At 69.1% G+C, this 23,506-nt stretch carries 21 protein-coding genes and 1 riboswitch; of the genes, 15 read left to right on the forward strand and 6 right to left on the reverse strand.

Going from position 1 to position 23,506, the window contains the following annotated elements; genetic code table 11:
* Positions 1 to 12: 12 nt before the first annotated feature.
* From QBE02_RS06785 to QBE02_RS06805, 5 genes are all read right to left on the reverse strand, one after another.
* Complete coding sequence (locus QBE02_RS06785) at positions 13 to 1,290, reverse strand: ABC transporter permease (protein ID WP_279367635.1); 1,278 nt, start codon at positions 1,288 to 1,290, stop codon at positions 13 to 15.
* Entirely contained in the window at positions 1,287 to 2,615 is a 1,329-nt protein-coding gene (locus tag QBE02_RS06790) for an ABC transporter permease (RefSeq protein ID WP_279367636.1), read from the reverse strand. Before QBE02_RS06790 ends, QBE02_RS06785 begins: the two co-directional genes overlap by 4 nt.
* On the reverse strand, positions 2,612 to 4,129 hold the full coding sequence (locus QBE02_RS06795) for an ABC transporter ATP-binding protein (RefSeq protein ID WP_279367637.1): 1,518 nt from the start codon (positions 4,127 to 4,129) through the stop codon (positions 2,612 to 2,614). The genes QBE02_RS06790 and QBE02_RS06795 overlap by 4 nt, the downstream gene beginning before the upstream one ends.
* 235 nt (positions 4,130 to 4,364) lie before the next feature.
* On the reverse strand, positions 4,365 to 5,438 hold the full coding sequence (locus tag QBE02_RS06800) for a BMP family lipoprotein (RefSeq protein WP_279367864.1): 1,074 nt from the start codon (positions 5,436 to 5,438) through the stop codon (positions 4,365 to 4,367).
* Between the two features lie 257 nt (positions 5,439 to 5,695).
* Positions 5,696 to 6,814 carry a mannose-1-phosphate guanylyltransferase gene (locus QBE02_RS06805; protein WP_268103441.1) on the reverse strand — a complete coding sequence of 373 codons (1,119 nt, stop codon included), beginning with the start codon at positions 6,812 to 6,814 and terminating at the stop codon, positions 5,696 to 5,698.
* A 215-nt stretch (positions 6,815 to 7,029) separates the two neighbouring features.
* On the opposite strand from QBE02_RS06805, the gene sdhC reads away from it, so the two are divergent.
* From sdhC to trpS, 7 genes are all read left to right on the forward strand, one after another.
* Positions 7,030 to 7,464 carry a succinate dehydrogenase, cytochrome b556 subunit gene (sdhC, locus tag QBE02_RS06810; RefSeq protein ID WP_013583715.1) on the forward strand — a complete coding sequence of 145 codons (435 nt, stop codon included), beginning with the start codon at positions 7,030 to 7,032 and terminating at the stop codon, positions 7,462 to 7,464.
* Positions 7,464 to 7,922 (forward strand): succinate dehydrogenase hydrophobic membrane anchor subunit, encoded by a 459-nt coding sequence (locus tag QBE02_RS06815; RefSeq protein ID WP_056226744.1) that lies wholly within the window; start codon positions 7,464 to 7,466, stop codon positions 7,920 to 7,922. The genes sdhC and QBE02_RS06815 overlap by 1 nt, the downstream gene beginning before the upstream one ends.
* 46 nt (positions 7,923 to 7,968) lie before the next feature.
* Positions 7,969 to 9,798, forward strand: coding sequence for a succinate dehydrogenase flavoprotein subunit (sdhA, locus tag QBE02_RS06820; RefSeq protein WP_268103440.1), 1,830 nt, complete (start codon positions 7,969 to 7,971; stop codon positions 9,796 to 9,798).
* Position 9,799: 1 nt separating this feature from the next.
* Complete coding sequence (locus QBE02_RS06825; RefSeq protein WP_144782429.1) at positions 9,800 to 10,585, forward strand: succinate dehydrogenase iron-sulfur subunit; 786 nt, start codon at positions 9,800 to 9,802, stop codon at positions 10,583 to 10,585.
* A 231-nt stretch (positions 10,586 to 10,816) separates the two neighbouring features.
* Entirely contained in the window at positions 10,817 to 12,016 is a 1,200-nt protein-coding gene (locus tag QBE02_RS06830; protein ID WP_279367638.1) for a YihY/virulence factor BrkB family protein, read from the forward strand.
* Positions 12,017 to 12,164: 148 nt separating this feature from the next.
* A complete protein-coding gene (locus QBE02_RS06835; protein WP_279367639.1) occupies positions 12,165 to 13,013 on the forward strand; it encodes an exodeoxyribonuclease III in 849 nt (282 codons plus the stop codon).
* Positions 13,014 to 13,241: 228 nt separating this feature from the next.
* On the forward strand, positions 13,242 to 14,246 hold the full coding sequence (gene trpS / locus QBE02_RS06840; protein WP_279367640.1) for a tryptophan--tRNA ligase: 1,005 nt from the start codon (positions 13,242 to 13,244) through the stop codon (positions 14,244 to 14,246).
* Between the two features lie 401 nt (positions 14,247 to 14,647).
* On the opposite strand, the gene QBE02_RS06845 is transcribed toward trpS, so the two are convergent.
* The gene (locus QBE02_RS06845; RefSeq protein WP_279367641.1) at positions 14,648 to 15,514 is read right to left on the reverse strand and encodes an endonuclease domain-containing protein; all 867 of its coding nucleotides are present in this window, start codon (positions 15,512 to 15,514) and stop codon (positions 14,648 to 14,650) included.
* A gap of 452 nt (positions 15,515 to 15,966) precedes the next feature.
* Between QBE02_RS06845 and QBE02_RS06850 the strand changes: the two genes are divergently transcribed.
* From QBE02_RS06850 to QBE02_RS06885, 8 genes are all read left to right on the forward strand, one after another.
* The gene (locus QBE02_RS06850; protein ID WP_279367642.1) at positions 15,967 to 16,530 is read left to right on the forward strand and encodes a GNAT family N-acetyltransferase; all 564 of its coding nucleotides are present in this window, start codon (positions 15,967 to 15,969) and stop codon (positions 16,528 to 16,530) included.
* A 46-nt stretch (positions 16,531 to 16,576) separates the two neighbouring features.
* The gene (locus tag QBE02_RS06855) at positions 16,577 to 17,440 is read left to right on the forward strand and encodes an Fpg/Nei family DNA glycosylase (protein WP_279367643.1); all 864 of its coding nucleotides are present in this window, start codon (positions 16,577 to 16,579) and stop codon (positions 17,438 to 17,440) included.
* Positions 17,441 to 17,566: 126 nt separating this feature from the next.
* Positions 17,567 to 17,715: riboswitch (FMN riboswitch) on the forward strand.
* 56 nt (positions 17,716 to 17,771) lie between these two features.
* Entirely contained in the window at positions 17,772 to 18,845 is a 1,074-nt protein-coding gene (ribD, locus tag QBE02_RS06860) for a bifunctional diaminohydroxyphosphoribosylaminopyrimidine deaminase/5-amino-6-(5-phosphoribosylamino)uracil reductase RibD (RefSeq protein ID WP_279367644.1), read from the forward strand.
* Positions 18,845 to 19,501: a riboflavin synthase gene (locus QBE02_RS06865; protein ID WP_279367645.1), complete on the forward strand. Its 657-nt coding sequence runs from the start codon at positions 18,845 to 18,847 to the stop codon at positions 19,499 to 19,501. Before ribD ends, QBE02_RS06865 begins: the two co-directional genes overlap by 1 nt.
* On the forward strand, positions 19,498 to 20,766 hold the full coding sequence (ribA, locus tag QBE02_RS06870) for a GTP cyclohydrolase II (RefSeq protein WP_279367646.1): 1,269 nt from the start codon (positions 19,498 to 19,500) through the stop codon (positions 20,764 to 20,766). The genes QBE02_RS06865 and ribA overlap by 4 nt, the downstream gene beginning before the upstream one ends.
* Entirely contained in the window at positions 20,766 to 21,239 is a 474-nt protein-coding gene (gene ribH, locus QBE02_RS06875; RefSeq protein ID WP_056226723.1) for a 6,7-dimethyl-8-ribityllumazine synthase, read from the forward strand. The genes ribA and ribH overlap by 1 nt, the downstream gene beginning before the upstream one ends.
* A gap of 231 nt (positions 21,240 to 21,470) precedes the next feature.
* Positions 21,471 to 21,824, forward strand: coding sequence for a hypothetical protein (locus QBE02_RS06880; protein ID WP_056226721.1), 354 nt, complete (start codon positions 21,471 to 21,473; stop codon positions 21,822 to 21,824).
* A gap of 179 nt (positions 21,825 to 22,003) precedes the next feature.
* On the forward strand, positions 22,004 to 23,455 hold the full coding sequence (locus QBE02_RS06885; RefSeq protein ID WP_279367647.1) for an MFS transporter: 1,452 nt from the start codon (positions 22,004 to 22,006) through the stop codon (positions 23,453 to 23,455).
* Positions 23,456 to 23,506: the final 51 nt, after the last annotated feature.

A 23,506-nucleotide genomic window follows, 5' to 3' on the forward strand; every position in this document is an offset into this window, starting at 1 on the left:
AAGGGAAGGGGGTCAGCCCTTGATGTAGGGCTTTCCGGCGGCCGCGGGCCCCCGGATCTGGCCGGCGAAACCCGCCACCGCGATGATCGTCACGATGTAGGGCAGCATGAGCATGAACTCGCTGGGGATCGGGGTGCGCAGCACGGTCAGCAGGTTCTGCAGGTTGGTCGCGAAGCCGAACAGCAGCGCCGCGAGCGTCGCGCGGATCGGGTCCCAGCGACCGAAGATGACGGCGGCGAGGGCGATGAAGCCGAGGCCGGCGGTCATCTCTTTGGTGAACTGCCCGACCGAGACGAGAGTGAAGTACGCCCCGCCGATGCCGGCGATGGCGCCCGCGAGCGAGACGTTCCAGAAGCGGCTCGAGTTGACCTTGATGCCGACGGTGTCGGCGGCCTGGGGGTGCTCGCCGACCGCGCGCAGACGCAGGCCCCAGCGCGTGCGGTACAGGCCCCACGCGACCACGGCGACGACGGCGTACATCAGGTAGACGATGAAGGTCTGGTTGAACAGCACCGGTCCGATGATCGGGATGTCGCCCAGCAGCGGGATCTCGATGCGGGGGAAACGCTCGGGGCGGTTCAGCACGTCTTCGTTCGGGACGAGCAGCGCACCGTAGAGGAAGCCGGTCAGACCCGTGACGAGCACGTTCAGCACGACACCGACGATCACCTGGTCGACGAGGTACTTGATCGAGAACGCCGCGAGGACGAACGCGACGAGCACGCCGCCGACCATGGCCGCGACGAGCCCGAGGAAGGGATTGCGGGTGAGGGATGCCACGAGCGCGGCGCTGAACGCTCCGAACAGGAACTGCCCCTCGATCGCCACGTTCACGACACCGACGCGCTCGCCGATCACGCCGCCCAGGGCGCCGAAGATGAGCGGGACCGAGAGCGAGAGCGCTCCGAACAGCAGACCGGTCACGGGGACCAGTCCGTCGGCCGCGGCCCACACCAAGAACGCGAAGACGGCCAGCGCGCCGAAGGCGATCGGCAGCCAGAGCGGGGTGCGGCGGTAGCCTAAGGCATCCCAGACCGACCACGCGGTGAGCAGAACCAGCAGGACGAGCACGCTCCAGCTGGTGACCGCGGTGGGAACCGCGACGCTGCCGAGGTCGATGTCGGAGGCCGGGTCGCCGAGGCGGAAGGTGCTCTGTCCGTCGCGCGGGACGAGGGCGAACAGCAGGGCGAGCAGCACGGTCACGACCGCGAGGCTCACCGCCAGCTTGATGTGGCGCACACGCACCGTGGTCAACTGGATCGCGTCATCCGCGAGATGCGTCGCGGTCATGCCGCCACCGCCTTCTTGGCCGCCTTGGCCCGGTCTTTGGCCGCGCGCTCGGCCTCGCTCTTGGGGAGGAAGAAGATCGTGCGCACCAGCGGCGGCGCCGCGATGAAGAGCACGATGAGGGCCTGCACGACGAGCACGATGTCGACCGGGATGCCCTGCGACGCCTGCATGGTGAACGAGCCCGACTTAAGGGCACCGAACAGGATGCCGGCGGCGAACACGCCCCACGGACGGCTGCGGCCGAGCAGGGCCACGGTGATGGCGTCGAAGCCGATGCCGGAGTCGATGAGGCCGTCGAAGCCCGTGGTCACCGCACCCTGGATCTGGTTCATGCCGGCGAGGCCCGCGAGGCCTCCGGCGAAGAGCATCGCGTAGACGTACATGCGGGGCACCGAGATGCCCGCGGCGCGCGCGGCGTGGGGGTTCTCCCCCACCGCGCGGAGACGGAAGCCGAGGCTCGAGCGCTCCATGAGCCACCAGACGAAGACCGTCGCGGCGATCACGAAGACGAAGCCGAGGTCGAGCAGCGGGAACTGGGGACCGAACAGCTCGGGGAACTGCGCGTTCGCTGGGCTGGCCGACGAAATCGGCTGGTCACCGGCCGGGCGCTGCAGCAGGCCCGGAGTGCGCACCATCCACGTCACCAGGTAGTAGGCGACGTAGTTCAGCATGATCGTGAGGATGACCTCGTGCGCGCCGGTGCGCGCCTTCAGAAGACCCACGATCCCACCCCAGAGCGCTCCACCGGCGATACCGACGATGAGCGTCAGCGGCAGCTGGATGATCATCGGCAGGTCGAGGTTGAACGTGACGAGTCCGGCGAACGCGCACGCGATGAGGATCTGACCGCGCCCACCGATGTTGAACAGGCCGACGCGAAACGCCAGCGCGACGCCGAGACCGGCCGCGATCAGCGGAGCCGCGAACCCGAGGGTGTTCGTGAGGGGGCGGATCTGCGCACCGAAGTCGGCGACACGGGAATTGAACACGGCACCGCGGAACAACGCCTCGTACCCGCCGTACACCGAGTTCCAGATCGCGGCCAGCATGTCGCCGGGACGCGCGAAGAAGTACGCGGACGTCGTGCGCACCTGGTCGTTGGTGGCGGCCATCAGGATGCCGCCGACGATCATCGCCGCGACGACCGCGAGCACCGTGGTGATCCACGACGAACGCAGCAGCTCGGTGAGGAACTGGTTCGTGCGAGGCGGTGCCGGCGTCTCGGCCGGGGTGTGACCGGTCAGGGCACCGGATGCGGTCGGCAGCTGCTCGGGCGGGAGACCGGGGTTCCCGTTCGCGCCCGTGCTCGGGATGTGGCCGCTCACGCTGTCTCCTCCGCGGGCTGCTCGCCCGCCATCATGAGCCCGAGGACCTCGCGGGGGGTGTTCCCCGGCACGATGCCCACGATGCCGCCGCGGTACATCACCGCGATGCGGTCGCCGAGGGCGGCGATCTCGTCGAGCTCCGTCGACACGACGATCACGGGCACGCCCGCATCGCGCGCGGCGACGATCTGCTTGTGGATGAATTCGATCGAGCCGACGTCGACGCCGCGGGTGGGCTGGGCGGCGACGAACAGCTTCAGCGGACGGCTCATCTCGCGGGCGATGACGACCTTCTGCTGGTTGCCGCCCGAGAGGGTGCCGACCGGGGTGGATGCCGACTGCGTACGGATGTCGTACTCCGCGATGCGGTCGCGGGCGAACGAGCTGAGGGCCGCGCGCTTGAGCGTCCCCCCGGAGACGAACGCCGCGTCGGAGGAGCGGTCGAGGATGAGGTTCTCGGCGACCGAGAACCCGCCGACCAGTCCGTCTTCTTTGCGGTCCTCGGGCACGAAGCCGACGCCCGCGTCGAGGATCGCGCGGACGCTCTTGCCGACGAGGTCGGTGCCGTCGAGATCGACGGTGCCGGTCACGCCGTCGGCGAGCCCGACGATGGCCTCGACGAGTTCGGTCTGGCCATTGCCCTGGACGCCCGCGATCGCGACGATCTCGCCGGGACGCACATCGAGGTCGACGTCGTCGACGACCACGGTCCCCTCGGCGGTGACGACGCGCAGGTTCCGGATGGAAAGACCGCCGGATGCCACCGCCTTCGGCGCGTCCTTGACCACGGTGAGCTCGACGGCACGACCGACCATGAGGGATGCCAGCTCGCCGTTGCTGGCGGTGGGCTCGGCCTCGCCGACGATCTTGCCGAGACGGACGACGGTGATGCGGTCGGCGACCTCACGCACCTCGCGGAGCTTGTGCGTGATGAACACGATCGAGGTGCCCTCGTCGCGCAGCTGCCGCATGATGCCCATGAGCTCGTCGGTCTCCTGCGGTGTGAGAACGGCGGTGGGCTCGTCGAACACGAGCACCTTGGCATCCCGAGAGAGGGCCTTGATGATCTCGACGCGCTGCTGCACGCCCACGGGCAGGTCGCCGACGAGGGCGTCGGGGTCGACCTCGAAGCCGAAGCGCTGCGCGACGTCGCGCACGTGCTTGCGGGCCGCGTTCAGATCGAGAGCGCCGAGGGCCTTGGTGTTCTCGTGGCCGAGCATGACGTTCTCGGCCACGGTGAAGACGGGGATGAGCATGAAGTGCTGGTGCACCATGCCGATTCCCGCGGCCATGGCGTCGCCCGGACCGCGGAAACGTTGGACGACGTCGTCCAGGAGGATCTCGCCCTCATCGGCCTGGTACAGGCCGTAGAGGACGTTCATGAGTGTGGATTTACCGGCACCGTTCTCTCCGAGGAGAGCGTGGATCTCACCAGGCTGAACGACCAGATCGATGTGGTCGTTCGCAACCAGGGACCCGAACCGCTTGGTGATGCCGCGGAGCTCGAGCTTCATGCTGTGCACCCTATTCGAAGACGTTAAGAAGACGGAAAGAAACCGCGGTCGCTCGGACTCCTGGTCCGAGCGACCGCGGTTGTGATCTCAAAGGGCCTCAGGCCCGGGGGCCGCTCGGACTCCTGGTCCGAGCGACCGCGGTTGTGATCTCAAAGGGCCTCAGGCCCGGGGGCCGCTCGGACTCCTGGTCCGAGCGACCGCGGTTGTGATCTCAAAGGGCCTCAGGCCCGGGGCCTTACGGCGAGCTGGGCGAGGTGACCTTCAGCGAACCCGAGACGATCTGCTCGCGCAGCGCCGACAGCTCGTCGGCGAGGCCGGCGGGCAGCGTGAACTTCGAGTTGAAGTCGGCCAGGCCGACGCCGTCGTTCTCGAGCGTGCCGACGTAGGGGGTCACGTCGAAGTCACCCTTGGCCGCCTGCGTGACCGAGTCGTACACGGCGGTGTCGATGCGCTTGAGGATCGAGGTCAGCACCAGGTCCGACACGTTCGGGTCGGCCTTGGCGAGGTCGGAGTCCACACCGAGCATGACGCTCTTCGAGCCGCTGTCGCGGATCGCATCGGCGGCGCTGCTGTAGATCGGGCCACCGACGGGCAGGAGCACGTCGACACCCTGGTCGAGCAGACCCTGAGCAGCCTGCTTGGCCGCGTCGTTGGCGGCGAAGCCACCGGTGAACGAGCCGTTCTGCGCGGCGACGTCCCAGCCGAAGGTCTGGACGCTGGCGCTCTTGTCCTCGTCGTACTTCTTGACGCCGTCGACGAAGCCGTCCATGAAGATCGTGACGGGCGGGATCGGGATGCCACCGACGGTGCCGACCTTGTTCACGCCGTTCTCAGCCGAGTAGGCGGCGGCGGCATAGCCACCGAGGTAAGCGGCCTGGACGGTGTCGAACAGCAGCGGCTTGATGTTCGGGGCGTCGGTCTTGCCGTCGTTGTCGGTGTCGGCACGGTCGTCAATGATCGCGTACTGCAGGTTCGGGTTGGCCTTGGCCGAAGCGACGGTGTCGGCGCTGAGCTTGAAGCCCACCGCGACGATGAACGTGCAGCCCTCGGCGACGAGGTTTTCGAGGTTCGGGGCGTAGTCGTTCGCCGAGCTGGACTCGACCTCGATCGCCTTGACGCCGAGCTCGCTCGCCGCCTTGTCGATGCCTTCCTTGGCCGACTGGTTGAACGAGCGGTCGTTCCACCCACCGTCATCCGAGATGATGCAGGGGGTGAAGCCCTCGACGATGTCTCCCCCGGCAGCAGCGGTCGAGCCGTTGCTCTCGGGCGCAGCGCCGCAACCGGCGAGCAGCACGGCGGCGCCGAGCATGGCGAGACCGCTGACGACGGCCTTCTTCGTGGTCTTCACGAATGGTCCTCCAAGACGGATGCCCCCAACGGGTTTGAGGGACGATCCCGTCACGTTACCTACTGTGTCGCCGCGCTTGCGCGCCGGGAGCCCCGCGCGCGGCAATGGTTACAAAGACGCAATCTCGCGTCACGCCACCGCCACACACCCGGACATGCACGAGACCGGATGCCACGAGGTGTGGCATCCGGTCTCAGAGGCGATCAGGGGGCGGGCGCCTAAAGGACGTCGCCGCGACCGGTGAGCTTCAGCGCGTCGACGACGCCCTTCACCCGCTGGGCGTTCTCGCTCGTGGTGACCAGCAGCGCGTCGGGGGTGTCGACGACCACGATGTCGCGCACGCCGATGAGGCTGATGACGCGCTTGGTCTGCGAGACGACGATGCCACTGGAGGCATCGGAGAGGACGCGGGCGTCCTCACCCAGGATCGCGAGCTCGTTGCGCCCGCCGGAGGAGTTGAGCTTCGACAGACTCGCGAAGTCGCCCACGTCGTCCCAGTCGAAGTGGCCGGGGATGACCGCGAGGCGTCCCTTCTCGGCGGCCGGTTCGGCGACGGAGTAGTCGATCGCGATCTTCTTCAGCCCCGGCCAGATGCGGTCGACGGCGGGGCCGCGACGGTCGCGGTCGTCCCAGGCCTCGGCTAGTTCGAGCAGGCCCGCGTGCAGCTCGGGCTCGTTGACGGCGAGTTCGGCGAGGAGCACATCGGCACGCGTGATGAACATGCCCGCGTTCCAAAGGTACGCGCGGTCGGCGAAGTACTCCTTCGCGGTGTCCAGGTCGGGCTTCTCCACGAAGCGTTCCACCAGGTAGGCCTCGGGAGCGCCGTCGACGATGAGCTCACCGGCCTGCTTGATGTAGCCGAACCCGACCGATGCTTCGGCGGGCTGGATGCCGATCGTGCAGATGTACCCCTCGCGGGCGACCGCGACGGCCTGACGCACGGCGAACTCGAACTGGCGAGTCTGACGGATGACATGGTCCGCCGCGAACGATCCGATGATGACGTCGGGCTCTCGGCGGACGAGGATCGCCGCGGCGAGGCCGATGGCCGCCGAGGAATCACGGGGCTCCGACTCGAGGAAGACGTTGTGGTCGGGGACCCCCGGGAGTTCCCGCTCGACGGCCGCCCGGTGCGCGCGACCGGTGACGACCGCGATACGCCCCTCGCCGGAGAGCGGGGCGAGCCGGTCCCACGTGTCGCGCAGCAACGTCTGACCCGAACCGGTCAGATCGTGGAGGAATTTCGGAGCGTCGGCACGGGAGAGAGGCCAGAGGCGGCTGCCGATCCCGCCGGCGGGGATCACGGCGTAGAAGTCGTCGATAACGGGGTCTGCCATGGCTCCGACCCTAGCGGTCGCACCTGCGAACGCACGGGAGGTCGAGGCGGCGCCCACGGAGGGGTGAACGGCATCCGATTTATCTCGATGTCGAGAGAGTGTTAGGCGACCCTCATCCCCGCCGTTCATAGCCCGGCCGTAGTATTCAATGGCGCCCGTGTGACGCTCGGGGCCCGTGCGAGGCCCCACACCGTGTTCGATCAGGGAGGACGACCGTGTCAGCACCAGCACGTGCCACGCCGTCGGTGAAAGAGACCACCTCGAAGAGGCCCCGCGGCACTCTGTACCGGGGCCGCGAAGGAATGTGGTCGTGGGTGCTTCACCGCATCACCGGTGTCGCCATCTTCTTCTTCCTTCTGGTGCACATCCTCGACACGGCGCTCATCCGCGTCTCACCCGAGGCCTACGACGCCGTCATCGGCACCTACAAGAACCCGATCATGGGTCTCGGCGAGGTGGCCCTGGTCGGTGCGATCGCGTACCACGCGTTCAACGGCCTGCGCATCATCCTCGTGGACTTCTGGCCGTGGGCCACGCGCCACCAGCGTCAGCTGTGGTGGGGCGTTCTGGGCCTGTGGGTCGTCACGATGCTCGGGTTCACCCCGCGCCACCTGATCAACGTCTTCAGCGCCGTCACCGGGAGCCACTGATGTCCGTCGCCCAAGAAGCCGCCACGATCCCCGCCCCCCGCACGCCCAGCGTGCGCAAGAAGGGCTCCAACCTCGAGAAGTGGGGCTGGATCTACATGCGCGCCTCCGGCGTGCTGCTGATCGTCCTGATCTTCGGCCACCTCTTCGTCAACCTGATGACGGGCGAGGGCATCCACCAGATCGACTTCGCGTTCGTCGCGGGCAAGCTCGCCTCGCCGTTCTGGCAGTGGTGGGACGTGCTGATGCTCTGGCTCGCCCTCATCCACGGCGCCAACGGCATGCGCACCATCGTCAACGACTACGTCGGCAACGCGACCGTCCGCAAGATTCTCGTCGGATCGCTGTGGGTGTCGGCCGGATTCCTGATCCTGCTCGGCACGCTCGTCGTCTTCACCTTCGACCCCTGCCTCGGTGTGACCGAGAGCAGCTCCCTGTGGGACGTGTGCCAGGCGGCGTGAGCCGGCGGCATCCCTTCTCTCCCCTGACAGCAGAGGTATTGCACACGTGAGCACTCAGACCAGCTCGGACTCGATCGTCAAGGACGGCGTCCACTACCACCAGTTCGACGTCGTCATCGTCGGCGCCGGCGGCGCGGGCATGCGCGCGGCCATCGAGGCCGGCCCCGGCGCGAAGACCGCCGTCATCTCGAAGCTCTACCCCACGCGTTCGCACACCGGTGCGGCGCAGGGCGGCATGGCCGCAGCGCTGGCCAACGTCGAAGAGGACTCCTGGGAGTGGCACACCTTCGACACCATCAAGGGCGGCGATTACCTCGTCGACCAGGATGCCGCCGAGATCCTCGCCAAAGAGGCCATCGATGCCGTCATCGACCTCGAGAACATGGGCCTGCCGTTCAACCGAACGCCCGAGGGCAAGATCGACCAGCGTCGCTTCGGCGGGCACACCGCCGACCACGGCAAGACGCCCGTGCGCCGCGCCTGCTACGCCGCCGACCGCACCGGCCACATGATCCTGCAGACGCTGTTCCAGAACTGCGTCAAGCTCGGCATCAACTTCTTCAACGAGTTCTACGTGCTCGATCTCATCACGGTGAAGGACGCCGCCGGCAAGACCCAGGTCGCCGGTGTCGTCGCCTACGACCTGGCGACCGGCGAACTGCACGTCTTCCAGTCCAAGGCCGTCGTCTTCGCGACCGGTGGGTTCGGCAAGATCTTCAAGACCACCTCCAACGCCCACACCCTCACCGGTGACGGCGTCGGCATCGTGTGGCGCAAGGGTCTGCCGCTCGAGGACATGGAGTTCTTCCAGTTCCACCCGACCGGTCTCGCCGGTCTCGGCATCCTGCTCACCGAGGGTGCTCGCGGTGAGGGCGCGATCCTGCGCAACGCGAGCGGTGAGCGCTTCATGGAGCGGTACGCCCCCACCATCAAGGACCTCGCTCCCCGCGACATCGTCGCGCGCTGCATGGTGCAGGAGGTGGCCGAGGGCCGCGGCGCCGGTCCCCACCGCGACTACGTGCTGCTGGACTGCACGCACCTGGGCGCCGAGGTGCTCGAGACCAAGCTCCCCGACATCACCGAGTTCGCCCGCACCTACCTGGGCGTCGACCCGGTGGTCGAGCCGGTGCCGGTCATGCCGACCGCGCACTACGCGATGGGCGGCATCCCGACCAACATCAAGGCCGAGGTCCTCGCCGACAACGACACCGTCGTCCCGGGCCTCTACGCCGCCGGTGAGTGCGCGTGCGTCTCGGTGCACGGCTCGAACCGCCTGGGCACCAACTCGCTGCTCGACATCAACGTCTTCGGAAAGCGCGCCGGGCGCAACGCCGTCGAGTACGTCAAGACCGCGGACTTCGTGCCGCTCCCCGAAGACCCCGCCGCCGAGGTGCGCGGGCTCATCGAGGGTCTGCGCTCCAACAGCGGCACCGAGCGCATCGCGGTGCTCCGCAAGACGCTGCAGGACGAGATGGACAAGGGCGCGCAGGTCTTCCGCACGCACGAGTCGCTGGCCCACGTCATGGACGTGATCGCCGACCTGCGCGAGCGCTACAAGAACATCCACGTCGACGACAAGGGCAAGCGCTTCAACACCGACCTGCTCGAGGCCGTGGAGCTGGGCTTCCTGCTCGATCTCGCCGAGGTCGTCGTCTACTCCGCGCAGAACCGCGAAGAGAGCCGTGGCGGTCACATGCGCGACGACTTCCCCACGCGCGACGACGAGAACTACATGCAGCACACCATGGCGTACCTGTCGGGCGACCCCCACTCGTCGCACCCCGCCGATCACATCGAACTCGGCTGGAAGCCCGTGGTGTTCACCAAGAACGAGGCCGGGGAGCTGCGCTACCCGCCGCTGGAGAGGAAGTACTGAGATGGCATCCACCGTCATCGAACAGGTCGACACCTCGGACGAGGTCGCCGAGACCCCCGAGGACACCGGGATCCAGTCGTTCCTGGTCACCTTCAACATCCGCCGCTTCGACCCCGAGGTCGACGACGAGCCGCGCTGGGTCGACTACGACGTGGAGCTCTACTCCACCGACCGCGTGCTCGACGCGCTGCACAAGATCAAGTGGGAGGTCGACGGCTCGCTGTCGTTCCGCCGCTCCTGCGCGCACGGCATCTGCGGATCGGATGCCATGCGCATCAACGGCCGCAACCGCCTCGCCTGCAAGACGCTGATCAAGGATCTCGACATCTCGCAGCCGATCTACGTCGAGGCCATCAAGGGTCTGCCCCTCGAGAAGGACCTCATCGTCGACATGGAGCCGTTCTTCGCCTCCTACCGCGAGGTTCAGCCCTTCCTCATCTCGAACTCGAAGCCCGAGGCAGGCAAGGAGCGCGTGCAGTCGATCGTCGACCGCGAGGTCTTCGACGACACCACCAAGTGCATCCTGTGCGCCGCGTGCACCTCGTCGTGCCCCGTGTTCTGGACCGACGGTCAGTACTTCGGCCCCGCCGCGATCGTCAACGCGCACCGCTTCATCTTCGACTCGCGCGACGACGCGGGCGATGTGCGCCTCGACATCCTCAACGACAAAGAGGGCGTGTGGCGCTGCCGCACCACCTTCAACTGCACCGAGGCGTGCCCCCGCGGCATCGAGGTCACCAAGGCCATCGCCGAGGTCAAGCAGGCCGTCCTCCGCGGCGGTCGCTGACCCTCAGCCTCTCGAACGGCGGGTGCGCCCGATCCCTGAGCTCGTCTCACGGGCCGGCGCCCCCGCCGTTCGGCGTTTCCGCCCTCCCTCCGCGCGCGAGTCCCCGAGATCCGTCGCTTCGGGCGTGGCCGAGGCGACATCTTCCGGCGACTCACGCGGGGGAAGAAGGGCCGGATGCCGTGGCTCCGCGGAACGGCCGAGGCCGCGGCATCCATTCATTAGGCTTTTCCGGTGACCGATCACCGCCACGACCCGCGGCCGCTGCCCGCGGTGCGCGACGACGACACCTCGCTGCGCGAACGCCTCGAGGCGGCGCAGACGGCCGTACGCGAGCGGTTGGACGAACCCATCGCCCGTGCCGCGAAGATCGCGGAGTGGTTCCCGATCCGCGTGTGGCGGCACTTCCTGCGGCACAACGGCTTCCTGCTCGCCGCCGGCATGAGCTACCAGGCGCTCTTCGCCGTGTTCTCGGCGCTGTACCTCGCGTTCGCCGGCGTCGGGATCTGGCTGGGCGGCAGCAAGACGGCGATCGACGGGCTCATCCACATCGTCAACAGCTACATCCCCGGGATCATCAGTGAGAACGGCCTGGTCAAGCGCGAGCAGGTCGAGGCCGTCGCCCAGGAGAGCGGTCGACTGCTCACCATCACGGGCATCGTGGCCGTCGTCGTGGTCGTGTGGACGGCGATCGGCTTCGTCACCTTCACCCGCCGCGCCGTGCGCGACACGTTCGGACTGCCCTTCGACCTGCGCAACTACGTGCTGCTGAAAGCCCGCGACCTCGTCGCGTCGATCCTCTTCGGCATCGCCCTGCTCGTGGGCGCTCTGCTCGGCTCGATCACCACCGGCGCCGTCGATCTCGTGTTCGGGTTGATCGGGTGGGATCGCGAGACGCTCGGCTGGTCGATCGGCGCACGGATCGTGTCGCTCGTCGTGGCCTTCGGCGTGAATACCGTCGCGCTCGCGTCGCTCTTCCGGTTCCTCACCGGCACGACCCTCACCTGGCGCCGCGCCTGGCCGGGGGCGCTCGTCGGCGCGACCGGCATGGTGGTGCTGCAGGTCGCCGCCGGCTTCCTCTTCGTCTACACACCCTCGAACCCGCTGCTGGCCACCTTCACCGTGCTGATCGGATTCCTGCTGTGGTTCCGCTTCATCGGCATCGTGATCCTCGTCTCGGCCGCCTGGATCGCCGTCGCCGCCGGAGACCGCGACGTGCCGCTCCGTTCTCCCGAGGACCGACTCGCGATGGAACAGGCCGCCCTCGTCATCGCCGCCCAGGTGGGGGTGCGTGAGGCGCAGAAGGAACTCGCTCTCTCGCACTGGCCGTGGCGGTGGCGGGCCCAGCGCAGGCTGAACACGGCGGAGAAGCAGCTGGCACGGGCGCGGGCCGACGTCCCGGCACCGCGTCGGGTTTCGCTCATCCCGGAGTGATCCGGCGGTGAGCGCCGTCGGATGGAGCTGTCTCGGTGGGCGCTCTGTCTGCGGGCGCTCTATCTGTGGGTGCTCTGCCTGTGCGCGCTCTCTCGGTGGGCACCCTCGCGGCGGGCCCGATGTCGGAGGTCGTCGATAGGCTCGTCGGGTGGCTCGTTCCGTGCGTATCGTCTCCGTCAACGTCAATGGCATCCGTGCCGCCGTCCGCAAGGGCATGGTCGAGTGGCTCGACGCCTCGGGCGCCGACATCGTCACTCTGCAAGAGGTGCGGGCCACCGCCGACCAGCTCGCCGAGGCCCTCCCCGGGTGGGAGATCGTCAACGACGAAGCCCTCGCGAAAGGCCGCGCGGGAGTCGCCATCATCAGCCGTCTGCCCGGCGTCGAGACCCGCACGCACCTCGGCCCCGAGCCGCTCGACGCGTCGGGGCGTTGGATCGAGACCAACTTCGACATCGACGGCGAGACCGTCACCATCGTCAGCGCCTACGTGCACAGCGGCGAGGTCGACACCCCCAAGCAAGACGCGAAGTGGCTCTTCCTCGACGCGATGGAGCGTCGCCTCGCCGAGCTGAAGTCCGAGCGCGAGCTGGCCCTCGTGACCGGCGACCTCAACGTCGGCCACCGCGAGCTCGACATCAAGAACTGGCGCGGCAACCGCAAGAACGCCGGGTTCCTCCCGCGTGAGCGTGCGTACTTCGACCGCTTCTTCGGCCCCGCGGGCGAGCAGGTCGAGGGCGTCGACGGCTCCACCGGCACCGGCCTCGGCTGGATCGACGTGGGCCGCCGCGCCATGGGCGAGGTCGACGGCCCTTACACGTTCTGGTCGATGCGCGGCAAGGCGTTCGACACCGACAGCGGCTGGCGCATCGACTACCACGTCGCCACGCCCGCCCTGGCCGAGCGCGTGACGTCGTACCGGGTCGACCGCGCCCCGTCGTACGACACCCGGTGGAGCGACCACTCCCCCGTCATCGTGGACTACACACTCGGTCGCTGACACCGAGGGCTTCCCCGAGGACGCGGGGCGCCCGCGGCCCGGGGCGCGCGGGTGTCCGGCCCGGAGCGTCGGGGTGTCCGCCCGGGGCGCGTCAGGCCCGGGACACCGGCATCCGGGTCGTCCTGCGCCGAGGGCGGTGTCCCAGATCCCTCGGCAGGCCGGGTGCCGGCATCCGGGAAACCACTTCGACGGCAGGAACGTCCCGCGCACGCCGCCTAGGATCGTACGGTGACCACCGAGCGCCTCTACTCCGGAATGCAGCCCTCCGCCGACAGCCTCCAGATCGGCAACTACATCGGGGCTCTCCTGCAGTGGCGCGACCTCCAGGACCAGTACGACGCCTTCTTCTCGGTCGTCGACCTGCACGCCCTGACGCAACCCGGCGACCCCGCCGAGCGCCGCGAGAAGACCCGCCGCACCGCCGCCCAGTACATCGCCGCCGGCATCGAGCCCTCGCGCTCGACGCTGTACGTGCAGTCGCACGTGCCCGCGCACGCCGAGCTGCAGTGGGTGCTGTCGACCCTCACGGGCTTCGGCGAGGCCGGGCGCATGACGCAGTTCAAGGACAAGTCGGCCCGCTACGGCACGGACGCCACCAACGTCGGCCTCTTCACCTATCCGGTGCTGATGGCCGCCGACATCCTGCTGTATCAGACCGACGTCGTGCCCGTCGGCGACGACCAGAAGCAGCACATCGAGCTCACCCGCGACCTCGCCGAGCGCTTCAACCAGCGCTTCGGCGAGACCTTCACGGTTCCCAAGCCCGTGATTCGGCGCGAGACCGCCCGCATCTACGACCTGCAGAACCCCACGGCCAAGATGTCGAAGTCGGCCGAGTCCGACGCGGGCGTCCTGTGGCTGCTCGACGACCCCAAGGTCAGCGCGAAGAAGATCATGCGCGCCATGACCGACTCCGAAGGGTCGGTGCGCTTCGACCGCGAGGCCAAGCCCGGCGTCTCGAACCTGCTGGTCATCTACTCGGCCCTTACCGGCCGCGAGATCACCTCGATCGAAGATGAGTACGCCGGCCGCGGGTACGGCGACTTCAAGAAGGGCCTCGCCGAGGTCGTCGTGAACGAGTTCGAGCCGGTGCGCGCGCGGGCCAGGGAACTGCTCGACGACCCCGCCGAGCTCGACCGCGTGCTGGCCGTGAACGCCGGCAAGGCGGCATCCGTCGCCGAGAAGACCCTCATCGACGTGTACGACCGCATCGGTCTGCTCCGCCGCGGCTGATCCTTCGTCTGTCCGACGCCCGCACGACTCGCCGAGTCGTGCGGGCGTCGTCGTTTCGGGGGCGGGTGGCAGGCCTCCCGAGGCCCGATTGCGTCCGACTGCCGTCGAGGGGAAGCCCGTCCTCGGGCTCCCCGGACACAGCGCAGGAGCCCCGCGCCTCTGCCCCCTCTCGCGACCGCCCCCACCGGTCGCCACGCGAGCGATTCTCCTGCGCTGCGTCAGGGAGACGCCCTCCCCGCCGAGGAGAAATCGCCCAGTAGGCGATTGAAGAACTGCAGCCGGATCCGCACGTCATCGAGACCGATCGCAGGAGATGGGCGCTCTGAGTGGGGCTCACATCCCCTCTGCGGTTGCTGGAGTCCTGTCTTCCTGCGTTACGTCTCAGCAGGCACGCCCGACTGTCATCTGCTGAGCCGAGCGGGGTGCTGCCGAAGGCCGGCAACGGCGCGCGCGAGGATCTCAGGCTCGGTAAAGATCAGCCTCGCGGAGGGACGCAGGACCACGTAACCGCGTTCAGCCAGGCGCAGGTCGCGCAATCTGTCACGCTCTTGCGCCTCCCACCCACCGTGATGAGCGCGACTGTCGCATTCGACGACGATCCAGTCATCGACCAGGAGGTCAACTCGCCCGACTCCGTCGATCAGTACCTGAACGCGAACGTCGAAACCGTTCCCACGCAAGAGAAGGCGGGCAATCGTTTCGGAACCCGCCTCTGCGCGAGCATCGGTGAGGGGTCGGAGTACCTGATATCGAGCCGAGAGGAGCCCGAACACCTCCGCAAGACCATCCGCGTCGATCGCACCGGTGAATAAGGCGCTGTCGAGTGTCGCGATCGCGGCGCGAGGAGGCTGACAACGAACCGCAGCCGCGAGAGCCTCGACTATCGGGACCGTGTGAAGGCTGCCCGCGGCGCACGCGCGCCAGTGGACGACGACCCCCTGAGAACCGGACAGTCGGGTTCGGCGGGAATGGGGCGACCTCAGCCGCGAACGCTCCGGCTCGACCTGGACGTGCAGGCCGTTCGGGTCGAGAACGAAGATGCCCGCTTCAGCGATGGCGGAAACGCAATCGAGTCGACCGCCGACACGCTGCGCTGCTCGAACGGCTCGCGGCGCTGTGCCATCGAGGTAGACGTTCCGACGGGCGCGCACCAGCACCCCCTCGGCCAGCGCCGAGCGCACCTCGGCCCGGGTCGCCCCCGATGCGCGCAAGTCGGCGTAGGTCAGCGTGTGGTCGGGTTCGATTCCCGGAAATGAAGGTGAGGTCATTCCGCACACAGTGGACGTGTCCGTCCGCGGCGTTCAGGGAATTCGGCTCGGGCGGGAACAACTCGCGCGGCGACGCCGATGGGGAGAAGCCTCGCCACAGCGCAGGAGAAGCACCTCGCGTCGCCAACGATGCCGGTGTCATTGCCCTTTCGCACCGTGAACGTCCTGCGTTGTGTCTGTCGAGGCTCGCGCCGCGCCGGACCGGTCACCGAGCTCTCGCCGGGTCGGGCTAGCCCGCCTGTGCGCGGTGCCGGGCACGACGCAGGATTCTCTCGGGCAATCCGCGACCCATGGCGTGTGAGGGCGCGGAACGGGCGGATAGTCCTGCGTTGTGTCGCCGTACGGCGCTGAGATGTGTGGCTCCCCCGGCCGATTGACGGACGCGACCACCGCCACCGCCCCCGCCACCGCCGCCGCCCCGCCACCTTCACCGCCCCCGGTAGCGTGGCCGGATGGAACCGGAGATCCTGCGCACCGCCCGCCTCGAGCTGTCGGCGCCGCGCGAGAACGACGTCGCGGCGATCCACGCGGAATGCCAGGATGCCGCGATCCAGAGGTTCACGACGGTGCCTGCGCCATACCTCCCCGAGGACGCGGAGACGTTCGTCGAGCTGACGCGCGGGTGGTGGGCAGAGGGGTCGGAGGCGACCTGGGCGATCCGCCTCGAGGGGCGACTCGTCGGCATGGTGGGCCTGGCGAAGCTGCCCTCCGGCGGTCCCGAGATCGGCTACTGGGTGTCGCCGAGGGTGCGTGGGCGGGGCCTGGCGACCGAGGCCGCGCGCGCGGTCGTCGACTGGGGCTTCGCGCCCGAGCGTCCGGCGATAGAGCGCATCGAGTGGCGCGCGGTCGTGGGCAATGCCGGCTCGGCACGCGTCGCGCGGGCGCTGGGATTCCGCTACGAGGGGCTTCTTCGGCACGCGCACGTGAACTCCCTCGGTCGTTCCGACCTCTGGGTCGGAGGGCTGCTGCGCGACGACGACCGCGCGCCCCAGCCCTGGCGGGTGCTCGAACCCTGACGCAAGGCCCCGCGCCGATGTCGGAGGTCGGTGGCACGATGGGCGCATGCCGGAGATGCCAGAGGTCGAGGGGCTCGTCGAATACCTGCGCGGGCGGGTGACGGGGCTGCGCGTCGACAAGGCCACCGTGTCGGCGATCAACGCGCTCAAGACGTACGACCCGCCGTTGACGGCCCTCGTCGGCGCGCGCATCACGGGCGTCGATCGCCACGGCAAGTTCGTCGACGTGGCGTCCGACGCCGGCATTCATCTCGTGTTCCACCTCGCCAAGGCGGGATGGCTGCGCTGGTACGACGCCCTGCCCACGACGATCATCAAGCCGGGCAAGACGCCGATCGCGCTGCGCGTGGGCTTCGACGACGGCTCGGGTTTCGACCTCACCGAGGCCGGCACGAAGAAGTCGCTCGCCGTCTACGCCGTGCGCTCCCCCGCCGAGGTGCCGGGCATCGCGCGGCTGGGTCCCGATCCGCTGAGCGAAGGCTTCGACCGGGCGACGTTCGGCTCGCTGCTCGAGGGCCGTCGCACGCAGATCAAGGGTGTGCTGCGCGATCAGTCGATCATCGCGGGGGTCGGAAACGCCTATTCCGACGAGATCCTGCATGCGGCCAAGATGTCGCCGTACGCCCTGGCCGCGAACCTATCGGAGGCCGAGGTCGACCACCTCTACAGCGCGATGACGACGACCCTGGCCGAGGCGATCGACGCGGCCCGCGGCAAGCCTCCGGCCGAGTTGAAGGACGCGAAGCGTCGCGGCATGCGCGTGCACGGACGCCGCGGCGAGGCGTGCCCGGTGTGCGGCGACGAGGTGCGCAGCGTGTTCTTCGCCGACAACTCCCTCGAGTACTGCCCCACCTGCCAGACCGGCGGCAAGCTGCTCGCCGACCGTCGACTGTCGCGACTGCTCAAGTGACCGCATCGCGAGACGCGGGGGGCGAGACGCAGCGCCGCGGGAGCCGGAGAGAACTACCACGAAACGTCGCCGTATGACCGGGAATGAAACCGCGAGAGGCACGTTGAGTAGGATCAGAAGTACAAAAACGTGCTCCGGGGTCGGTGAGAATCCGAACCGGCGGTGACAGTCCGCGAACCCCTCCGCTCACGCGGTGGGGCCGATCCGGTGGAATTCCGGGACCGACGGTGATGCGAGGGTGAGCCCTCGCTAGTCCGGATAGGAGGCAGCACGGACGGCGCGACGCGCCTTCCCGCTGGCCCTGCCCCGACTCCGCGGGAAGGACAAGGAAATGGCATCCGCCGTCGAGATCGACGCCATGCGGCGAGCTCTGCTGCTCGCCCGGCGCGGCCCGCGCGGACTCAACCCCCAGGTGGGCGCCGTGATCCTGTCGCCCGCGGGTGAGGTTCTCGCCGAGGGATTCCATCGCGGCGCGGGCACCGCCCACGCCGAGGTCGACGCGCTGTCGAAGCTCTCCCCCGGTGCCGCACAAGGCGCCACTGCCGTGGTGACCCTGGAGCCGTGCAATCACACCGGTCGCACCGGCCCGTGCGCTGTCGCGCTCATCGAGGCGGGCATCGCGCGCGTTGTCTACGCGCTCGACGACCCCACCGACGCCGCAGCCGGCGGAGCCGACCGCCTGCGCGCAGCCGGGGTCGACGTCGAGGCGGGACCCGAGGCGGATGCCGCCGAGGCGCTCGTCGCCGACTGGACGCACCTGCAACGCAGCGGCCGCCCGCACGTCACCGTGAAGTGGGCGCAGAGTCTCGACGGTCGCGCCGCGGCCGATGACGGCACGAGCCAGTGGATCACCGGACCCGACGCCCGCCGCGACGTGCACGCGCGCCGCGCGCAGGCGGACGCGATCGTCGCCGGCACCGGCACGGTGCGCTCCGACGATCCGGCGCTGACCGCGCGAGCGGATGACGGGACCCTGCTCGAGGACCAGCCGATGCCGGTCATCATCGGCGAGAGCGAAACGGCTCCGGATGCCGCCGTGCGCCGCCACCCGCGCAATCCCCTGTTCTGCTCGACGCGCGACCTGCGCGCGGTGCTCGCCGACCTCGCCGAGCAGGGCGTGCAGCGCGTGTTCGTCGAGGGCGGGCCGACCCTCGCGAGCGCGTTCGTGCGCGAAGGCCTCGCCGACGAGCTGCTCGTCTACATCGCGCCCGTGCTGCTCGGCGGTTCGCGCCTCGCACTCGGAGACGTCGGCGTGCCGAGTATCGACGCGGCGAAGCGCCTGGCGGTGGCATCCGTCACCTCCCTCGGCGACGACCTGCTGGTCGTCGCCCGCCCAGCCGAGACCGCACCCGAAAGCACCGAGACTGTGCCCGCGACCGCGGGCGAGAACGAAGGAGACGCCTGATGTTCACCGGAATCGTCGAAGAGATCGGGGCCGTCACGGCCGTCGACCCCTCGGGTGACGGCGTGCGCCTGACGCTGCGCGCCCCCCTGTCGGTGTCGGACGCCGGCCACGGCGACTCGATCTCGGTGAGCGGTGTGTGCCTCACCGTCGTCGATCAGGGCGACGACTGGTTCACCGCCGACGTGATGAAGCAGACCCTCGACATGTCGACGCTCGCCGACGTCGCCCCGGGCCGCGCGGTCAACCTCGAGCGCGCGACCGCCGCGCACGGCCGCCTGGGCGGGCACATCGTGCAGGGCCACATCGACGGCACCGGTGTCGTGCGCGAGGTGCGGCCCGGAGCGCAGTGGAGCGTCGTGCGCGTCGGCATCCCGGCCCCCCTCGCCCCGCTCGTGGTCGACAAGGGGTCGATCGCGATCGACGGCGTCTCGCTCACCGTGAGCGCCGTGAGCGAAGCCTCCGAGCCCGAGCCGTGGCTCGAGGTCTCGCTCATCCCCGAAACCCTCGCGGCCACGACACTCGGCCGCGCCGAAGCCGGCACGCCCGTGAACCTCGAAACCGACATCCTGGCCCGTCATGTCCAGCGCATGCTTGCCTTCCGCACGACAGAGAATCCCGCGGCGACCGCCGCACAGACCGAGAGGGGCTCCCGATGAGCCTGTCCACCATCCCCGAGGCCCTGGAAGCCCTGCGTCAGGGGCGGCCGATCCTGGTCGCCGACGACGAGAACCGCGAGAACGAGGGCGACGTCATCATCTCGGCGCAGCTCGCGACCCCCGAGTGGCTCGCCTGGACCGTCCGCTGGTCCAGCGGTTACGTCTGCGCCCCCATGCCCGCCGAGTGGGCCGACCGTCTCGACCTGCCGCCCATGGTCGAGGTCAACCAGGACGCCCGCGGCACCGCGTACACGGTCAGCGTCGACGCGGCATCCGGAGTCACCACCGGGATCAGCGCCGCCGACCGCGCGCGCACCCTCAACGTGCTGTCCGACCCCGCGTCGGTTCCGACCAGCCTCATCCGTCCCGGACACGTGCTGCCGCTGCGCGCCGTCGATGGCGGCGTGCGCGAGCGCGCGGGCCACACCGAGGCCGCGGTCGACCTGATGCGCCTCGCGGGTCTCGAGCCGGTCGGTGCGATCGCCGAGGTCGTCGCCGAGGACGGCAGCATGATGCGCCTGCCCGGACTCTTCGAGCTGGGCGAGCGTGACGGCATCCCGGTCATCACGATCGAACAGCTGATCGCTCACCTCAACGAGACCGACCCACTGCCCGCCACCGCGCCCGCCCGCCGCCGCGTGAGCCTGCGCGCCGAGTCGAACGTGCCCACCTCGCACGGCACCTTCCGCTTCCTCGCCTACAAGGACCGCATCACCGGCACCGACCACCTCGCGGTGGTCTCGGGCGACCTCACCGAGAAGGCGCCCCTCGTGCGCGTGCACTCGGAGTGCCTGACGGGCGAGGCGTTCGGTTCGCTGAAGTGCGAGTGCGGCCCGCAGCTCGAGGCGGCTCTCGACACGATCGACCGCGACGGCGGCATCGTGATCTACATGCGCGGCCACGAGGGACGCGGCATCGGCCTCATCAACAAGCTGCGGGCCTACAACCTGCAGGAGCGCGGACTCGACACCGTGGATGCCAACCTCGCCCTGGGTCTTCCCGCCGACGCGCGCGACTACGCCGCCGCGGCCGGCATCCTCGCCGACCTCGGCGTCGAGCAGGTGCGCCTGCTGACCAACAACACCGACAAGGTGAAGCAGCTGCGCGGCTTCGGCCTCGACGTCGTCGAGCAGGTGCCCCTCCTTGTGGGCGTCGGCCCGAACAACCACCAGTACCTCGAGACGAAGCGCGACCGGATGGGTCACATCATCGCCGAGGACGACCTGCGCGACGCGCTCGCGCACATGAAGGAAGAGAGCGCCTGATGGCCGGTAGTGGAGCACCCGAGACCGGCGGCGTCGACGCGTCGGGCCTGAACGTCGTCGTGGTCGCGGGAACGTGGCACGAGGTCATCACGAACGGTCTGATCGCGGGCGCGAAGCGCGTGCTCGACGCGACCGGCGCGACCTACCGCGTCGTGCGCGTTCCCGGCTCGTTCGAGCTCCCCGTCGCCGCCAGTGCGGCATTCGAGGGCGGAGCGGATGCCGTGGTGGCCCTGGGCGTGATCATCCGGGGAGGCACGCCGCACTTCGAGTTCGTCTCGTCGGCGGCCACCGACGGTCTGACCCGCGTGGCCCTCGACGCCGGCAAGCCGGTCGGCTTCGGCGTGCTGACGCTGGACGACGAGCAGCAGGGCCTCGACCGTGCGGGGCTCGAAGGCTCCAAGGAGGACAAGGGCGAAGAGGCCGCGGATGCCGCGATCCGCACCGCCCTCGTTCTGCGGGAGCTGCGCGGCTGACGCGTCCTTCCTGACGGGCCCGGTGACCTCTGCGGTCGCCGGGCCCGTTCTCGTCCGAGGGTGCGGGTGGCTGAGCCCGTCGACGCCACCGAGGTCGGCGCGTCGGGGCGCGCCCTTCGACAGCCTCAGGGGCGGCTCGCGGGTCCGGGGCCGTGCGCGCGGGCCAGGAAGCGCGCGCGGTGAGGCCCCCCTTCCTGGCGGGTGACGCACCGCGTCCCTACCCTGTCGGGTATGGAGATCCTGCGCAGCGTCGTCGTCCTCGTCCACCTCGTCGGCTTCGCCATCCTCTTCGGCGCGTGGGTCGTCGAGGCGGTCAGCCGCCGGGCGCGCGTCACCTCGTTGATGAACTACGCCCTCCTCATCTCCCTGGTCACAGGCCTGGCGCTCTCGGCGCCGTGGGGCCTCGATCACGAGCTCAACTACGCCAAGATCGGCATCAAGCTCGTCGTCCTGCTCGTCATCGGCGCACTGCTGGGCATCGGTTCGGCCCGACAGAAGCGCAACGGGTCGCTGTCGCCGGCGATCTTCTGGCCGATCGGCATCCTGGCTCTGCTCAACGCCGGTCTCGCGGTGATCTGGCACTGACGACGCCGCTCGTCGGCGTCCACTCAGCACGCGCATAGACTGGAGGGTCTAACGCCCCCCACTCGGAGACGTTTCCGGTGCTCCCTCGCGCACCCGCTCACACACACCCCCGTGATCGCGGCGCGCCACCGCTGCGCCCCACCCCGGACGCGATTGATCGACCTTCTCGTCAGGCAGTCATGACCACCTCCTCCCCCTCCACCCGATCCGCTGCGGCCCCCGCGAACCCCCGTTCCCGCGTCATCACCGCGAGCCTGATCGGCACCACGATCGAGTTCTACGACTTCTACGCGTACGCCACGGCTGCGGTCCTCGTCTTCCCGATCCTCTTCTTCCCGACCGGCAACGAGACCACCTCGCTGCTGCTGTCGTTCAGCGTCTTCGGCGCCGCGATGATCGCGCGCCCGCTGGGCGCCATCGTCTTCGGCCACTTCGGCGACCGCTTCGGCCGCAAGGCCACCCTCGTGGCATCCCTTCTCACCATGGGTGTGGCGACCTTCCTCATCGGCTGCCTGCCCACCTTCAACGAGATCGGTGTGTGGGCCGCGGTCCTGCTGCTGGTCATGCGTCTCGCGCAGGGCTTCGCACTGGGCGGCGAGTGGTCGGGCGCGGCGCTCGTCGCCACCGAGAACGCCCCGAAGGGCAAGCGCGCCCTGTTCGGCACCTTCCCGCAGCTGGGTGCCCCGATCGGCTTCATCATCGCCAACGGCGTCTTCCTGTTCATCAACTTCGCCCTCCCCCACCCCGACGGCACCGCGCAGCGCTCGGCCGAGTTCCTCGCGTGGGGCTGGCGCGTGCCGTTCCTGTTCTCGGCGGTCATGGTGATCGTCGGACTCTGGGTGCGCCTGCGACTGGTCGAGAGCGAATCGTTCGCGAAGGCCGAGAAGACCGGCGCCATCAAGAAGTTCCCGCTCGGCGAGGCCGTGCGTCGCAACTGGAAGCAGCTCATCCTCGGCACGTTCATCATGCTGGCGACGTACGTGCTCTTCTACCTCATGACGAGCTTCACGCTCTCGTACGGCATCAAGCCCACCCTCGAGGGGGCCCAGGCCGCCGCCGAGAAGGCGGGGACGGCGTTCAACGCGGCCGAGTTCGTGCCGGGCCTGGGCTACGGCTACACCGACTTCGTGATCATGCAGATCATCGGCGTGGTGTTCTTCGGCGTCTTCACGATGCTGTCGGGCCCGATCGCCGACCGGATCGGCCGTAAGCGCCTGCTCATCGGCGTCACGGCCGCGATCATCGTGTTCGGTCTGACGTTCTCGTTCTTCCTGGTGCCGCACGCCGACCCGGCGTTCACGCGCGTCCTGGTGCAGTCGTTCCTGATCCTCGGCTTCATGCTCATGGGGGCGACCTTCGGGCCGATGGGCGCGGTGCTGCCGGAGCTCTTCCCGACCAACGTGCGCTACACGGGGTCGGCGATCTCGTACAACGTGTCGTCGATCCTCGGCGCGGCCCTCGCCCCGATCGTCGCTGTCGCGCTGTGGGCGGCCGGTGGCGGCAACCCGTGGCTCGTGGGCGTGTACCTCTCGGCGATGGGCGTGCTGACCCTCGTCGCACTCGTGCTCTCGCCCGAGACGAAGGACGTCGACTACGACGACAACCTCGCCGCGGGAGCGACCGCGCCGTAACGGGTTCGTTCTCGACACCGGATGCCACGGGGCCCAGGCCTCGTGGCATCC

It is taken from the genome of Microbacterium testaceum (assembly GCF_029761935.1).
Lineage (GTDB): Bacteria > Actinomycetota > Actinomycetes > Actinomycetales > Microbacteriaceae > Microbacterium > Microbacterium testaceum_A.

What these genes read in the sequence shown, in the direction of transcription:
- QBE02_RS06785 (WP_279367635.1), bottom strand. Translation starts at nt 1,290, where the DNA reads ATGACCGCGACGCATCTCGCGGATGACGCGATCCAGTTGACCACGGTG.
- QBE02_RS06795 (WP_279367637.1), bottom strand. Translation starts at nt 4,129, where the DNA reads ATGAAGCTCGAGCTCCGCGGCATCACCAAGCGGTTCGGGTCCCTGGTT.
- QBE02_RS06800 (WP_279367864.1), bottom strand. Translation starts at nt 5,438, where the DNA reads ATGCTCGGCGCCGCCGTGCTGCTCGCCGGTTGCGGCGCTGCGCCCGAG.
- QBE02_RS06805 (WP_268103441.1), bottom strand. Translation starts at nt 6,814, where the DNA reads ATGGCAGACCCCGTTATCGACGACTTCTACGCCGTGATCCCCGCCGGC.
- QBE02_RS06815 (WP_056226744.1), top strand. Translation starts at nt 7,464, where the DNA reads ATGTCCGTCGCCCAAGAAGCCGCCACGATCCCCGCCCCCCGCACGCCC.
- QBE02_RS06825 (WP_144782429.1), top strand. Translation starts at nt 9,800, where the DNA reads ATGGCATCCACCGTCATCGAACAGGTCGACACCTCGGACGAGGTCGCC.
- QBE02_RS06845 (WP_279367641.1), bottom strand. Translation starts at nt 15,514, where the DNA reads ATGACCTCACCTTCATTTCCGGGAATCGAACCCGACCACACGCTGACC.
- QBE02_RS06850 (WP_279367642.1), top strand. Translation starts at nt 15,967, where the DNA reads ATGGAACCGGAGATCCTGCGCACCGCCCGCCTCGAGCTGTCGGCGCCG.
- QBE02_RS06855 (WP_279367643.1), top strand. Translation starts at nt 16,577, where the DNA reads ATGCCGGAGATGCCAGAGGTCGAGGGGCTCGTCGAATACCTGCGCGGG.
- ribD (WP_279367644.1), top strand. Translation starts at nt 17,772, where the DNA reads ATGGCATCCGCCGTCGAGATCGACGCCATGCGGCGAGCTCTGCTGCTC.
- QBE02_RS06865 (WP_279367645.1), top strand. Translation starts at nt 18,845, where the DNA reads ATGTTCACCGGAATCGTCGAAGAGATCGGGGCCGTCACGGCCGTCGAC.
- ribA (WP_279367646.1), top strand. Translation starts at nt 19,498, where the DNA reads ATGAGCCTGTCCACCATCCCCGAGGCCCTGGAAGCCCTGCGTCAGGGG.
- ribH (WP_056226723.1), top strand. Translation starts at nt 20,766, where the DNA reads ATGGCCGGTAGTGGAGCACCCGAGACCGGCGGCGTCGACGCGTCGGGC.
- QBE02_RS06880 (WP_056226721.1), top strand. Translation starts at nt 21,471, where the DNA reads ATGGAGATCCTGCGCAGCGTCGTCGTCCTCGTCCACCTCGTCGGCTTC.
- QBE02_RS06885 (WP_279367647.1), top strand. Translation starts at nt 22,004, where the DNA reads ATGACCACCTCCTCCCCCTCCACCCGATCCGCTGCGGCCCCCGCGAAC.